This window comes from Klebsiella ornithinolytica (assembly GCF_030505655.1).
GTDB classification, from domain to species: Bacteria; Pseudomonadota; Gammaproteobacteria; order Enterobacterales; family Enterobacteriaceae; genus Klebsiella; species Klebsiella ornithinolytica.
Window position 1 is genome coordinate 3097995 of record NZ_CP130153.1, and the last position, 14220, is coordinate 3112214.

The window sequence follows — 14220 nt, forward strand, 5'->3', positions numbered from 1 at the left end:
GAGAGGGTAATGAATAAAGTCATCGCTCGTGAAGGTAAAAACATTAATATTGCGCTGATCGGCTATGGGTTCGTCGGCAAAACGTTTCACGCCCCGCTGATTCAGTCGGTGGAAGGCCTCACGCTGGCGGTCGTTGCGTCCGGCGATGAAGAGAAGGTGAAGCGCGATCTGCCGGATGTCACCGTCATCGGCTCGCCAGAACAGGCCGTTCAACACCCGGATATTGACCTGGTAGTGATCGCCTCCCCCAACGCCACGCACGCCCCGTTAGCCAAACTGGCGCTGAATGCCGGGAAACATGTGGTAGTGGATAAGCCCTTTACGCTGGATATGCAGGAAGCCCGCGAGCTGATTGCGCTGGCGGAAGAGAAGCAGCTGCTGCTTTCGGTCTTCCATAACCGCCGCTGGGACAGCGATTTCCTCGGCATTAAACAGGTTATCGAACAAGGACTTATCGGCAATGTTAAGCACTTTGAGTCGCATTTTGACCGTTTCCGCCCGGAAGTTCGCGTGCGCTGGAGAGAACAAAATGTCCCCGGCAGCGGATTATGGTTCGATTTGGGGCCGCACCTGATCGATCAGGCGCTACAGCTGTTCGGCCTGCCGCAGTCGGTGCAGGGCAATATCGCCACCCTGCGCCAGGGCGCGGAGATTAATGACTGGGCGCATGTGGTCTTAAACTACGCGCAGCATAAGGTGATTTTGCACTGCAGCATGCTGGTGGCCGGTGGCGTATCGCGCTTTACCGTCCACGGAGATAAAGGCAGCGTGGTGAAACAGAAAGCCGATCGCCAGGAAAGCCAGCTGCTGGCCGGGGTGGTTCCCGGCAGCGAAAGCTGGGGGCATGACGACGACAGCCTCGTGGTGTTTGATGCCAGCTCGCAGTCGCGCGAGATCCCTACTCCGCAGGGCGACCAGCGCCAGTACTATATTAACGTGCGCGATGCGTTAACCGGCAAGATCGAGAACCCGGTCCAGCCGCTGCAGGCGCTGGCGGTAATGGCGGTATTAGAAGCGGCGGTACAGTCGGCGGAATCAGGTACGGTGCAAAGCGTTGCGCTGACCGCGGATGAGCTGGCGGCATTGCAATAATCAGGGGGCTCCCATGACCTGCGGTTTCCACAGGTCATGCCCCGCCGCACGTGGCTGGTCGCGGTACTCACCGTGCCAGCCCATTCAGCCGATCGCGCAGATTGTCCACCGTTCAGCGACGTTGATACCAGGCGGATATCCTCGCCCGCAGCCAGGTATGGTTTTCGGCTACATTCTTATCGGTTGGCTCCGGCTGACGGCGCGCCCTGAAACCAGCGGTACCTTTTCAGGTAGTTATGCCCTCGCCTGCAGCGCTTAATATTATTAAATAAAATAATGACGAATATAGCGCTGTATTAATCAAAGGGAACTGTTCAACTTAAGCGTGTACGCTTACTTTGTACTAAGATGCTTATCCAACAGATGCGTTAAGATATCGTCTCAGGATCAGGATGGATTGATCAGCATGACCAGAACAGAAAGGCTTCTCGAATTACTACAGATATTAAGGGCGCAAAGATACCCGATCACCGCATCCACTCTCTCGATAAGATTAGGAGTAAGTGTACGCTCCCTTTACAGAGATATAAAAACGCTACAACATCAAGGCGTGTGCATTGAAGGCGGTGCTGGAATTGGTTATATCGTTAAGTCTGACTTTCATTTGCCACCCTTAAACCTTTCTCATGAAGAAATCAATGCTATTACGCTTGGGTTAAATTGGGTATCTCATAATACGGATTATGATTTCAAGAATACCGCAAGGAATGCCCTTGCCAAAATACATGCCGTCATTCCTGGTGAATTAAAAAATCTTATTGAGAGTCAATCCTATCTGATCGGTCCTTCAGAAAATAATGAACTGTTTTTTGAACATATCCGCAATGCTATTAAAAAGCGAAAGAAAATCGAAATAAAGTATTGTGACAAGAAAGATACTTACTCTTCTCGAGTCATATGGCCCATCGGATTGGTATATATGGAGTCATGCTGGCTTTTGGTGGCCTGGTGTGAGATGAGAAATGATTTTCGTCATTTTAGAACTGACAAAATTAAAGAGCTGGTACAACTGGATTCTACATATAGTGAAAGCAGAACGGTTTTATTGAAAAAATGGAGATTCAAAGAAGGGATCTGCGAAGGGAAAGAGTACTGACAAAAACTGTCACAGCTAATTTGTATACTCACCCCGATGAAAGACTCCATTCTACTTCATAGGGGGAATTATGAATTTCCAGAATAAAGTTGCTGTCATAACAGGAAGTACTGCAGGTATCGGTGAGGCAGTTGCAGAGCAATTACACAAATATGGCGCGAAGGTCGTTATTGTATCCCGTTCCTCAGCGCAGGCTAAACAAAAAGCGAAACGATTAACTTCACAGGGACCACAAGCGCTGGGGATCGGCTGTGATGTCTCACAACCGGAACAAGTACAGAAAATGATCGCTCAGGTTATCCAACAGTTCGGCAGACTTGATTACGCTGTAAATAATGCAGGCTTAACCGGTGAACATGGTAAAAACATAACAGAGCAAACGGTTGAAAACTGGGATAAGGTTATTGCCACCTCCTTGAGCGGCGTTTTTTACTGTCTGAAATATGAAATACCTGAGATGATGAAATTTGGTGGTTCTATCGTTAATTTATCTGCAGTAAATGGCCTGGTTGGCATTCCTGGATTAGCACCTTACACCGTGGCTAAACACGGTATAATCGGTTTAACCCAAACCGCAGCGTTAGAATTTGCAAGCCAGGACATTCGAATCAACGCAGTCGCTCCGGGCTATGTCCAAACCCCACGAATGACTGAATTTCCTGAAAATATCGTACGTAGTTTCGCAAATAGCCACCCTATGAAAAGGATGGCAACAATGCAAGAAATAGCAGACTTCATATTGTTTTTGCTTTCAGACAAATCAGCGTTCTGTACCGGAGGCGTTTATCCAATCGATGGTGGTTATTTAGCCGAGTAACATCCCGCGAAAGTTCTTTTAAACTGTAAGAGTTGCTTTAACAAAGTGGCAGGCTCAATGAGAGCGTGCAAATATACAGTTAACGCTTCCGCTGTAGAGCTATTGATAACAATATTTCCCGTATGGATTAACAGGAGTACAGATGATCGACTCTCCAGGGGTTCATACATCATGCCATTAACAACGTCCGCTCCTGGCACTTAGCACTCTGGCCAGAGGCGCCAGGGTGGCGTTAAGTTAGAGGAGACGTTGACTTCACCGCACGTCCGCAAAGTCAACATCACTCATGTGCAGGGCATCAGCACGATGCCCGATACAAAATGGCCGTATGGGCGACCGGCCATTATGGGTTATCCAATGCACTCCCGTCTAAGCCGGTAAGTCGCTATCCGTTGAACGTGTTAGTGTTTCCCATTGCTCGATTTCCTTATCTAATGCAGCGAGTTTTTGCCGCACTAAACTCAATGCATCGCTGCCCAACAATAAATGCGTGGGTGGGTTCTGGCTCTCAATGATTGTCAGTATGGCGCGGGCAGCCATCACGGGATCGCCGGGTTGCTTGCCGCTTTTTTCCATACGCGCCTGCCGAATGGGTTCGAAAAGAGCATCATAGTCCGGGATGCTACGCGCGCTGCGTACCATTGAACGCCCGGCCCAGTCGGTGCGAAACGACCCTGGCGCCACGGCGGTCACGTGTATATTGAACGGGATAAGCTCTTTGCTTAACGTTTCTGATATGCCTTCCAGCGCAAATTTGCTGCCACAGTAATAGCTGATGCCGGGCAGAGTAATAAAACTGCCCATTGAGGTGATATTAATAATATGGCCACGACGGCGCTGGCGCATGCCCGCTAGCACGGCTTTCATCATTGCCACTGCGCCAAACACATTCACCTCAAACTGGTGGCGCATCTCTGCGAGCGAGGCTTCTTCCATGATGCCTTCATGGCCGTAACCGGCATTGTTCACCAGCACATCAACCGGACCGACGGTCGATTCAACCTCCGCTACCACCTCAGCAATACGCCCGGCGTCCGTAACATCCAGCAAGCGGCCGAAAGCCCGCTGTGCATCAAGGGCCTCGAAAGCCTGCTTTGCGTGGTGATTACGCACGGTCCCGATAACCCGATGACCTGCGGTGAGTGCTTCCTGCGCCAGCGCACGACCAAAGCCGCTGCTGACGCCAGTGATTAAAATCGTTTTTACCGATGTCATAAAAAAGAACTCCCATGAACAGTGAAGGTTGCATGGTATTCTCTGTACTGTCCTGTTTTTAGGCCGAATCTTCTCTTTTTATTGCCTGATTTTATGAGGTGCCGTGATGTCCGGGATGATTAGCATGATGAAAACACTGGCCGCGCAGGAGGGGTACAACCTGACCGCGCTGCCTGATGTGCGAATCTTGCGTGCCGACCGGCCGCTTGCCAGAACACCTGTGCTGTACGATCCGGGGATCGTGATTGTCTGCCAGGGCAGCAAACGCGGCTATTTCGGCCAGCAGACCTATTTATATGATGAGCAGCACTACCTGGCGGTTTCGGTGCCGGTGCCGTTTGTGATGGAAACCGACGCCTCGGCAGAACATCCGTTGCTGGCGATTTATATGCATCTGAATTTTCAGCTTGCCGCTGAACTGATGTTACAGATTGAACAGCATGGTGCCCCGCATCCCCCCGCCGTGCCGCAAAGCATGATGTCGAGTCCGATGGATGACGCGGTAAAAACAGCAGTGCTGCGTTTGCTAGAAGTTCTGAACAATCCGCTTGAGGCGGCGATCCTTGGCCCTGCGCGGGTGCGTGAGCTCTATTTCCGGGTTCTGACAGGCGAGCAAGGCAACGCAATGCGCGCCGCGCTGGCCTTGCAAGGGCAATTCGGCAAAATCGGTAAAGTGCTACAGCGCATCCATGCTCTCTACGCTGAGCCGTTCACGCTGACGCAGCTGGCGCTGGAAGCAGGAATGAGTGTGCCGACGTTTCATAGCCATTTCAAAGCGATAACCCGGATGCCGCCGATGCAGTATGTGAAATCGGTCCGCCTGCACCAGGCGCGCATGTTGATGGTGCGCCAGCAGATCACCGCCAGCGCCGCGAGTTACGCCGTAGGCTATGAAAGCCCGTCGCAGTTTAATCGCGAGTTCAAACGCCTGTTTGGCCTGCCACCGGCGGAGGAGATAAAACGTATGCAGCGTAATTTCGCCGTTCCGCCAGCCCAGCAAGCCTCGGTATTTATTTCATCGCATTAAGCTTAATCAGAGGGCAAATAGCGTTTCAATTTCAATCTTGAGATCGGGTGCAAAGAGACGGCTGACTTCCACCAGCGAACTGGCAGGCAAGTGATCGCCGTAATAGCGGTAGAGTACCTCGCGCAGCGCGTTAATCTCGTCAAAAGAGGTAATGAAAATAGTGACTTTAATGAGGGACGAGAAATCAGTACCCTCTGCGGTGACGATTTTACAAATCTGACTGAATATCTCCTCAGCCTGTTCAACGATGCCTGATTGCTGTGCGGGTGTGCCAAATGCGGTAAGCCCCGAGATATAGAGCGTATCGCCATGTCTCACGGAGTGAACGTAGGGGGCCTTTACCTCACCTAACTCAGGATAATTTTTGCGAATCAGCCTGTTCATAATGGGTTCCTTAATGGGACCAGACAGAAATCAATCTTATCATTGTCTTGTTACGGCTCAATATTCATCAGCATAGCGAACACTGCTTACTCCGTTTGCTCAGTTTTGACCATTCAGTTAGTCTTGAAAAATTCAACCTCACTTAGCCTCATTGTAAGTATCCCACCCAGGCGAACCATGCACTTTTAGATATCTAACCTAACGTGTCGTAATGTCCGAGATATCCTCTTGTGGTGCAAAGCACTCTTCGCCAACGGTCAGTGGCCGCTGTGAGCGATCAGCGGACGTTCTCATACCTGTCAAAATGACCAAATCTAGCTATCCACTATAGTTCCACGAAATTCACTAAACCACTACAATAAGGAGTTCCTGGCCTTGTGTCATACGGTTCATGGGTTAAGAAAGGCCCTAGATGCCACTAGGGCTTGGGGAACTTGTAAAGTTTAGCTATTTTTTATCTTCTGCTGCCGAGAGATCTTTTAATTTTTTATCCAACACGCTTTTTGCCAATGGACCGAGTGCCTCTCCCAAGGCTTTCATTTCTGCTTGTGCATGATCTTGTCCAGACAGGGTGCCATTTTCCGTTACCGCAAACTTGACGTATACATTCTCAGGACCACGTCCAACATAAGAAACGGGCTTGGTTGCAGAGGGGGATGATGTGAGCGCGTTACCGATGCTCCAATTATTGATAGGCACTTGGTACAACGTTCCTTTCTCACTGACTGGTACGCTGCCAATACTGAGGGTGGTATTTCCGCCCTCAGTAATTTCTCCAGTGGGCTTCTGGAATGTTTGGGTCAAAGCTATCGAAATGGAGACATGTCCTTGTGCATTGCCAGAGCAATTTGACTCGCACTTTGTGAGCGCCAGGCTTTTGCGTGATAATGCATAGATTGGACTCAACTGGAATGCGTTACTGCCAAAGGGCATCACCCTAAGAAGAATTGCCATTTGAACATCATCCTGTGTGATAGATGGAACTCTCCCATTTGCTGAAATCTTTGCCGTATAACGTATTAAAGCAATGCAATCGGTTTTTCTCATGGCATCAACGGTAGTGATCCAATCGCCTGTCCATGACTTGCTGGCACGCCCTTCAATTTCTTTAACTTTGTCGTTAGCCGCTTGAACGGTTGTGTCGATAACCACCCCACCGATGGCATTCAAGGCAGCAGCCGCTACAACGGGTATACTTGAGGCTCCGGGAGGGGGAGTACTTGATGAAGTTGTCAATTTTCCGCAGAGACTCTGGTCGTACCCTGTTCCAAAAATTGCCGGAGCCTTTTGCTCAAATGGATACGCTACAGTTTTCTCTGCAGTATCGGTGGACGGTTCGACCTTGGGTCCCAAAATTATCCCCATGGAATTACATCCACTGAGTGCAAAAACAGCGACGGTTGCTACTATCAAGTTGCGCATGATTCACTTTTCCTTTTTGTGTTTACCCGATGAGTGAGAATTTTGTAAAAATAAGCACTTATTCCCGGCTGTACGCACAAAACACACCTGAGCGTCTCGTCATTGCTATTCAATGCTTAAAGACAGTGTGAAAAGGGAATTAAACATCTATTTTAGTTTCTTTGGCGGTAGGCCAAGGTTCTGGCGAATTTGAGGGTCGGCTTCAGCGAGAAGCACCTTGAAGGCAGCGTCAAACGGAACCCGGAAATCTACCTCCCGCAGCGGCTCGCTAGTTTTGGCCATTTCTTCGAAGACTGGCGACAGCGCTTTGATTCGGTCAGACGCTGATGGGTGGTTAGCATCGCTGAATGTCCATCTACCGGCTTCTCTGCCGTAGGAGTTGGCTGCATCAAGTACGCGAAATACTATGTGAGGTGCTGCTGCAGATATCATTTCCGCAATCGGATCATCTTGCTGTTCCTCCGACCAGATCATAAGTTTGAAGCCAAGTGCGTCAGCCTGAAACTCCTGCTTACGTGTACGTAACTGTGCTTCCAATGTCGTCGACGGCCCGTCTGCCGGGCTGTTTGGAGTAAGAGATGGGTTCTTCCTCCTTGGTGCTGCGAGCTTCAGCGTGTGCGCCCCCCCTCCTTTGACGTGGCTTCCTGCAAGACGAAACTCGACAGACTGATCGCTAACGTGCCCTAGAATTACATGCGCTTCCTCGTGGGAAATAAGAAATAGGTCCATTGCCGTAACCAACCTTGCGTGTATATGGTTGTGGTTTTCGTCTAAAGTGACCTCTATTGCACCTTTCGAACTACCCTCTAGAACCAACCGTGACATTGCATCCGCGAAATTATTTACAATGTAGGGGTTTTCTTGAAGCCGATTGCGAATGCCCTGTTCTGAATAGTCCAGACTTACAGCTTCGCCCATCGTTATCGGAATAGAGTCGGAAATTGATTTGGAGAGTGCTCCGGTAAAAAAGAAAATATCTCGATTTAAAATTACTAATGGATTTTTGCTACCTGGTGGGAGAATTGCTTGGGCATCAAACGTCCCTGTAGGCAGCGATCCGAACCGGGTTACCGGTGATTTCGGAAAATGGCTTATCCGAACCTTATCTAGTTCGGCGGTATAGGTGTTGATCAACGAGATAAACAGAGGTGCCTCGAAGCGGGTTGCCAATGTCATACATGGAAGCGTCTTCATTAGTTGATCAACTATATCGGGATTAAGTGCACATTGCGTACGCAACGACGGTTCAGGGCATGCCTCGATAGCTCGTTTTTTTAGCTCCGCAAAGTTAGATACGGATCGTGGGTTATTCAATTCTGACAGCGAATAGGGATCGGTAAGACCTCGGTTCTGCGTATAGATCTGACGTTGCTCGTTCTCAAGGTACTCATAAGCATCGTCTGTGTCAGACTTGTATGTAATCTGACCGGCGCACTTACCTGGCGCAGAACTTGTGATGTTAGCGAAGGCCCATGCCGATAGTGTGTTGAGAACACAAAACAGTGCGACACATTTACCCCACTGGATCATTTTTGCTCCTGTTTACCGAGCTGGATGTTCAAAACGGCGAGGGAATGACTTGATAGTTAGATCGATAGAATTGCTTGTCGCCCTCTGATAGCATCGTCGGCCAGTCCTGGCCATGATCGCCACTCGGCTTGCAAACAGACTTGTCTCCTGACTTGTAATAGCTAACTGGAAAAACATATAGCATCACGGAAGACCGATCGGCAGTGGGTGAACTCATAAGCTTGGATTCTAGCGGCCCTGCTTGCTGGGCTAGGATCTTGGCATAGTACTTCGCATCCATATTGAAGCGTGCCTGTTCCTGACTCCAGTTGTTCGGTGGACCCATAAGGTAAGTGATGATGGTGTCCATCTTTAGGTCTGTCTGGCATTGCGGGTTGAAGTGCTCGTGGGACAGGCCGAGAGCGTGGCCGAACTCGTGCAAGACAGTCGTGTGCGCGTATGAAGCTCGCCACTCAGCTGCGTTTTGCCCATGAAAATACTTCTGTAGGTCATATTGAAACCCGTCGAAGTTCATAGTCTGGTCGCCAGGATCGACATTTTGGGCTAACACACCGAGAAGCGACCAATAACCAGTGTTGTCAAAGGCAATTCTGATGTTCGCCATGGGGAATTTGTCATCCCTTGTCCAATGCCGATATTTGCCTGCGTCGTCCTTAAACGAGAAGGACAGTTGTCCCCCTACCGCAGTCCATTCGTTGGCCGCCTGTTCGATCAGCTTGTAGAGTTCGTCGGAGCCGCCATTGAATGCGACCGTAATGATCCTTTTCTTCGTCCATGCTAAGCCCCGGGAACCAACGAGTTTATGGCTCTGAAACATTTTCTGGAACAACTCCGGTGGAATTGAATCCGGCATCCTGTCGACTGATGAGGTCAAAGGTTCGAGTTTCGCCTGAGATGCGGTTGGTAGCTCCATAGCCCCGGCAATAGAAATCGGAGAAATAGTGAAAGCGGTAATCCAGATAGCCCTAATAAGTTTCATAATGCTATTCCTCGTAGTGGATTAACAATCTACTTTTCGTCCAACAATAACTGCTCACGGTTTTAGAGCTTTTCCAAAATAATAGTTCTGATTCATTGGGCGTCAATGGACCGCTAAAAATGGGATGAAAACCGTGACGAACATGAGCAGTGCGAGGAATGTAAGTTTAAGCGGCGATAGTAATATCGGCGTTTATGTTAATGAAGCCGCGTCAAACAGATGTTGTCACCTTTGACTCCCATGTCCGGCAGTACATTGAAGCCAATCTTAGCTGGGGGAAATTACTTGGCAGGGAGATGGCCTGCCAGACCAGGGACAAAAGTGGAGTGGCCGATAAAATTTGGTCACGGCAGAGAGATTTCTAAAACCGCTAAAAGCCTGCTCCTGGCACGAAGCGGACGAACTGACTGAGCGGAAGGTCCACTGTGAGCGAGGAACGAGGCTAACTTATACCTTCGAGACCTAAGACATCGGAAGCAGGGCAATCACATTATTCAGGAATCATTCGTCTCTGCGGCATGAACGCTATTTACCAGAGGAGAGTCGAGACTCGATAGATTATCTGGGCCTGTTGCCTGGACTGATGTTTAAGTGAGGAAGCAGAACGTGAACTTCTGCCAGCCTACTCCCGGTTGCTGATTGCCCGCTTAGTCAGTCACGACGAAACCAGTGAACATGCACAAAAAGAGATAGCCTGAGAAGCCAATAGCAGCGGGCGTCAAATTGACGAAATCGCGTTCTTTCTGCATAAATGGCACAACGAGTCGTGCCTGCTGAGACCCTTTTAAAAAAACCAGCGTGTGGTTACCTCCCTCCTGATTAATAGCCACCCGATGCGGTACCAGCGGACAGAGATGCCAAAGGCGGACAAGAAAGAGCGCTGAACGCGGATTGTCTCTAATCCCGGTGGCATTTCTCTTCGTAGATTACGCGCGACCTCACACCTTTTCGTTTTCGCCTGCCGCTCCAGACAGGCTTGAGGATAAATGCTGATGTTGATGCCCGTCTCTCGGCATACTGCCTGGCAATACGCCCTCTTCCCTAAGCCGTCATTTTATGACCCACCCAGTTGTTTCATCAGGGTCAGGTTATCTTCAAGATGCCAGTTCGCGATGATTTTATTATTCCTGACCTGATAGATATCCGTCGCGATAAAATCAACCTGCTGGCCCTTACCTTTCAGTTTGCCGAAGGTTCCGGTGAAATGTCCGCGGAAATGAAGGTGCGATACGACTCGATCGCCTGCAACGATCATCTGCTCAATCTCGCAACTCAGATCCGGGACGGCGGTACGGAAGGCACGGGAGGCCAGAAGTGCGCCTTCCGGTCCCTGTTTGCGGCCCTCAGGCGGCGTCTTATCGACAAAATTATCGGCCAGCGCCTCACGGGCCAGGGCTTCATCACCTGTATTCCAGAATGTTGCGTAACGTCTCGCGACGGTTTCAAGAGCGGCCTCGCGGGCGGATAACAGGCTATTTTCCGCAATCAATTGATGGGGTTTCACCAGCGCAGGTGGTGCAGAAAAGGCAGCGCTGGCCACGGGTAGCAGCATAAGCGCCGCCAGCCGGGTAGGATAAATCGTCAACTTTTGCATAAAAGGTCCTTTGTGTTGCCTCAAAGAAACAGGTAACCCGGGCGTATTTCAGCCGCTTGCGGGTAAAATGTGAGGATTAGTTAATCAGCGCGCCGCCTTCGATATCCAGCAGGGATCCGGTGACAAAGGGATTGTCCATCACGAACAGATAGCCTTTTGCGATATCCTCTGCCCGCCCGAAAGCTTTTGCCGGTAGAGTTTCAGCGGCAGACGCAAACCATTTTTCGCGGGCAGCAGGATCCATACCGGCGTAAGCCTCGGTATCTGTCAGCCCCGGGCTCACCGCGTTTACCCGCAGCGGAGAAAGCTCCTTCGCCAGAACCTTAACGGCGGACTCCAGGGCCGCGTTCATGGTGGTTTTGACGATAGCGCCCGCGACAGTGCGGCGGGAAACAAAGCCGCTGGTCAGCGTCAGAGTGCCGCGGGCACTAATATTTTTACTCAGATGCCTGGCGACATGGATACTGCCCCAGAATTTGCTGTCGAAAGCCAGCCGGGCCTCGTTCAGATCCAGTGAAGTGAGCGCCCCGCCGGGCGCATGCGATCCCGCCGTCACAATAATGTTATCGACCTCTCCGAGCGTCTGGCTAAGCTGGATCACCTCCTCCTCTTTGCTGATATCAAGGACGACAGTATCCACAGATGCACTTTCCTGACTCAGTAACTGTCTGGCCCGCGCCAGCTTTTCTCCGTCCCGTCCGGCAAGGATCAGGCTTTCTCCCTGTTCAGCCAGAGCGCCAGCCACAGCAAAGCCAATGCCGGAACTCCCGCCGATGATTAATGTTTTTTTCGCCATCACTTTACGCCTCGTCGATTGTGTAGAACGGATAATCGGTATAGCCTGCGCTGCTGCCGCCAAAAAGCGTGGCGGGATTGCTTACCGTCGCTAATGGAAGGCTATTCCTGAGCCGGTACGGCAGGTCAGGGTTGGCAATGAACGGGCGGCCAAAGGCAAACAGGTCGGCCAGCCCCGCCTTAAGGAGCTTGTCCACTTTGTCCTGGGTATAATTGCCGGCGACAATAAGCGTGCCGCTGAAGGTGGCGCGTAATTGTTGACGAAATTCAGCAGGTACCTGCGGGGCATCGTCCCAGTCAGCCTCTGCCAGATGGATATAAGCGATACCTTTCTTTTCACACCATGCAGCCAGCGCGAGGATCGCTTCAATCACCTGCGGGTCGTTCATTCCGCGCTGGGTGATGAATGGGGAAAGGCGTATGCCCGTGCGCGTAGTGCCGATGGCGTCGCTGATAGCCTCCAGCACCTCCTGCGCAAAACGGATCCGGTTAGCCAGGCTACCGCCATACTCATCGGTACGTTTGTTCGATGTCCGGCGAAGAAACTGATCGATCAGATAACCATTACCACCGTGCACCTCAATACCATCAAAACCGGCGTTAATCGCATTTAGTGCGGCCTGCCGGTAATCAGCAATAATCTGCTGAATATCGGCAGGCTCAAGTGCCCGCGGCTCCGGACAATCGACCATATGCCCTTCCCCCTGCTCATCAACAACCCAGACCTGGGCATCGGGCGCGAGCGCAGACGGCGCGACAGGTTTGCCATCTTCCTGGAAACCCGCATATGACATGCGCCCCACATGCCAGAGCTGGGAAAAGATAATTCCCCCCGCGCGGTGAACGGCTTCTGTGCTCAGCCGCCATCCTTCAATCTGTTCAGCGGAGTGCAGACCTGGTGTCCAGGAGTATCCCTGCCCCTGAGGTGAAATCTGCGTGGCTTCTGTAATGATCAACCCCGCGCTGGCGCGCTGCTGGTAGTACGCCGCCATAAGTGCTGAGGGCACGTTTCCCGGCTGTAACGCCCGTGCCCGGGTCATTGGCGCCATCACAATCCGGTTTTTCAGGCTGAGCGCCTTCAGGTAGTAGCTATCAAAAAGCGTACGATTTTCCATTTTCTGTCCCCGTAATGAATTGTTGAAAATACTTTACGGGGTGAGCGATATTTTGATAATGGCATTAAAATATGATTGTCTTTTCAGGATTACTGAATAATGGGAAAGCTTGAAGATATGGCACTGCTGGTTGCCGTGGTGGAGGCCGGCGGGCTTTCAGCCGCCGGTCGCCATATGGGACTCTCGCCGGCCACCATGACCGCCAGGCTGAAGGCGATTGAAGAGCGTTATCAGACCCGTCTGTTCCACCGCTCCACTCGCGCCATTACCATGACGCGTGCCGGTGAGGAGTTCTACCACGCTGCGCTGCGCGTACTGGATGAAATGAACCATGCTGAGTCGCTACTTACGCAAAAAGAAGGGGTGCTCAGCGGTAATATCCGTATTTCGGCCCCCTCCGATTTTGGCCGACAGTATCTCAGCCCGGCGCTGCTCGATTTTTCCCGGCTGCATCCGGCAGTGAAAACCTCGGTATACCTGGGCGAAAGTGTCAAAGATCTGGTCGCCAATCGTCTGGACATGAGCATTCGTTTCGGAAACCTGCCAGACAGCAGCCTGGTCGTCAGAAATATCCGCCCGAATCATCGGGTTCTGGTCGCCTCGGCCAACTATCTTCGGGCGGCAGGCACTCCGGGCGCCATTGAGGATTTACACCACCACCGATGCCTGGCGCTGGAGCTGCGCGGAATGGTCATGAACGAATGGCGTTTTGAGCACGACGGTCAACAGAGCACATTACGCTTTACCCCAGCCATGGTATGCGACGATGGCGCGCTACTCCGCCAGTGGGTGCTGGCTGATGCGGGTATCGCCAGCAAATCATGGTGGGATGTCAAGCGAGATGTGGAACAAGGCAGGCTACAACTGCTGTTTGCTGAAAGTTTTATTGGGTTTAGCCGCTTTGATAAAAAAAATGTCGGGCTGCAATTTGTCTATCCGCAGCGACGGCTGCAGCCGCTACCGGTTACCGCTTTCAGCCGGTTCTTCATTGACTGGCTGGAAAATGAATAGAAATCGATGACCTGTTCCCCGTTTTTTCACTCACCGTTACGTGACCTGGCTCGACGCGCAGAGGAAACCAGGCCATAAAATTCACGGTGAGCGAAAAAACAGACGCTCTGGGTTAAGTAGAGATTCATTATCCCACCGGGACT

The 14220-nt window shown here is 51.1% G+C and carries 14 protein-coding genes; 6 read left to right on the forward strand and 8 right to left on the reverse strand.

What is annotated here, in order from left to right; translation table 11 throughout:
* Positions 1 to 9 precede the first annotated feature (9 nt).
* From Q1L34_RS14795 to Q1L34_RS14805, 3 genes are all read left to right on the forward strand, one after another.
* A complete protein-coding gene (locus Q1L34_RS14795; RefSeq protein WP_015584479.1) occupies positions 10 to 1092 on the forward strand; it encodes an oxidoreductase in 1083 nt (360 codons plus the stop codon).
* Positions 1093 to 1498: 406 nt separating this feature from the next.
* Complete coding sequence (locus Q1L34_RS14800; protein ID WP_123629293.1) at positions 1499 to 2188, forward strand: helix-turn-helix transcriptional regulator; 690 nt, start codon at positions 1499 to 1501, stop codon at positions 2186 to 2188.
* A gap of 70 nt (positions 2189 to 2258) precedes the next feature.
* Positions 2259 to 3005, forward strand: coding sequence for an SDR family NAD(P)-dependent oxidoreductase (locus Q1L34_RS14805; protein WP_004861200.1), 747 nt, complete (start codon positions 2259 to 2261; stop codon positions 3003 to 3005).
* Between the two features lie 369 nt (positions 3006 to 3374).
* On the opposite strand, the gene Q1L34_RS14810 is transcribed toward Q1L34_RS14805, so the two are convergent.
* The gene (locus Q1L34_RS14810; protein ID WP_054828862.1) at positions 3375 to 4220 is read right to left on the reverse strand and encodes an oxidoreductase; all 846 of its coding nucleotides are present in this window, start codon (positions 4218 to 4220) and stop codon (positions 3375 to 3377) included.
* Positions 4221 to 4326: 106 nt separating this feature from the next.
* Between Q1L34_RS14810 and Q1L34_RS14815 the strand changes: the two genes are divergently transcribed.
* Positions 4327 to 5247 (forward strand): AraC family transcriptional regulator, encoded by a 921-nt coding sequence (locus Q1L34_RS14815; protein ID WP_004861194.1) that lies wholly within the window; start codon positions 4327 to 4329, stop codon positions 5245 to 5247.
* A 6-nt stretch (positions 5248 to 5253) separates the two neighbouring features.
* Here Q1L34_RS14815 and Q1L34_RS14820 read toward each other — a convergent pair whose 3' ends face one another.
* The 4 genes from Q1L34_RS14820 to Q1L34_RS14835 form a co-directional block, all read right to left on the reverse strand.
* Positions 5254 to 5631: a RidA family protein gene (locus tag Q1L34_RS14820; RefSeq protein WP_048024344.1), complete on the reverse strand. Its 378-nt coding sequence runs from the start codon at positions 5629 to 5631 to the stop codon at positions 5254 to 5256.
* A 447-nt stretch (positions 5632 to 6078) separates the two neighbouring features.
* A complete protein-coding gene (locus tag Q1L34_RS14825; protein WP_048024346.1) occupies positions 6079 to 7053 on the reverse strand; it encodes a hypothetical protein in 975 nt (324 codons plus the stop codon).
* Positions 7054 to 7200: 147 nt separating this feature from the next.
* Positions 7201 to 8583 (reverse strand): M48 family metalloprotease, encoded by a 1383-nt coding sequence (locus tag Q1L34_RS14830; RefSeq protein ID WP_048024348.1) that lies wholly within the window; start codon positions 8581 to 8583, stop codon positions 7201 to 7203.
* A 28-nt stretch (positions 8584 to 8611) separates the two neighbouring features.
* Positions 8612 to 9562, reverse strand: a complete 951-nt coding sequence (locus Q1L34_RS14835; RefSeq protein ID WP_143722644.1) for a zinc metalloprotease — start codon at positions 9560 to 9562, stop codon at positions 8612 to 8614.
* Between the two features lie 632 nt (positions 9563 to 10194).
* Here Q1L34_RS14835 and Q1L34_RS28430 point away from each other — a divergent pair.
* Positions 10195 to 10260 (forward strand): hypothetical protein, encoded by a 66-nt coding sequence (locus Q1L34_RS28430; RefSeq protein WP_350340429.1) that lies wholly within the window; start codon positions 10195 to 10197, stop codon positions 10258 to 10260.
* 356 nt (positions 10261 to 10616) lie between these two features.
* On the opposite strand, the gene Q1L34_RS14840 is transcribed toward Q1L34_RS28430, so the two are convergent.
* The 3 genes from Q1L34_RS14840 to Q1L34_RS14850 form a co-directional block, all read right to left on the reverse strand.
* Positions 10617 to 11156, reverse strand: coding sequence for an ester cyclase (locus Q1L34_RS14840; protein ID WP_054828860.1), 540 nt, complete (start codon positions 11154 to 11156; stop codon positions 10617 to 10619).
* Positions 11157 to 11232: 76 nt separating this feature from the next.
* Positions 11233 to 11952, reverse strand: coding sequence for an SDR family oxidoreductase (locus tag Q1L34_RS14845; protein ID WP_237184214.1), 720 nt, complete (start codon positions 11950 to 11952; stop codon positions 11233 to 11235).
* 4 nt (positions 11953 to 11956) lie between these two features.
* Positions 11957 to 13066: an alkene reductase gene (locus Q1L34_RS14850; RefSeq protein ID WP_327204130.1), complete on the reverse strand. Its 1110-nt coding sequence runs from the start codon at positions 13064 to 13066 to the stop codon at positions 11957 to 11959.
* Between the two features lie 99 nt (positions 13067 to 13165).
* Between Q1L34_RS14850 and Q1L34_RS14855 the strand changes: the two genes are divergently transcribed.
* Positions 13166 to 14077 (forward strand): LysR family transcriptional regulator, encoded by a 912-nt coding sequence (locus Q1L34_RS14855; RefSeq protein ID WP_327204131.1) that lies wholly within the window; start codon positions 13166 to 13168, stop codon positions 14075 to 14077.
* The last annotated feature ends 143 nt before the right edge of the window (positions 14078 to 14220 follow it).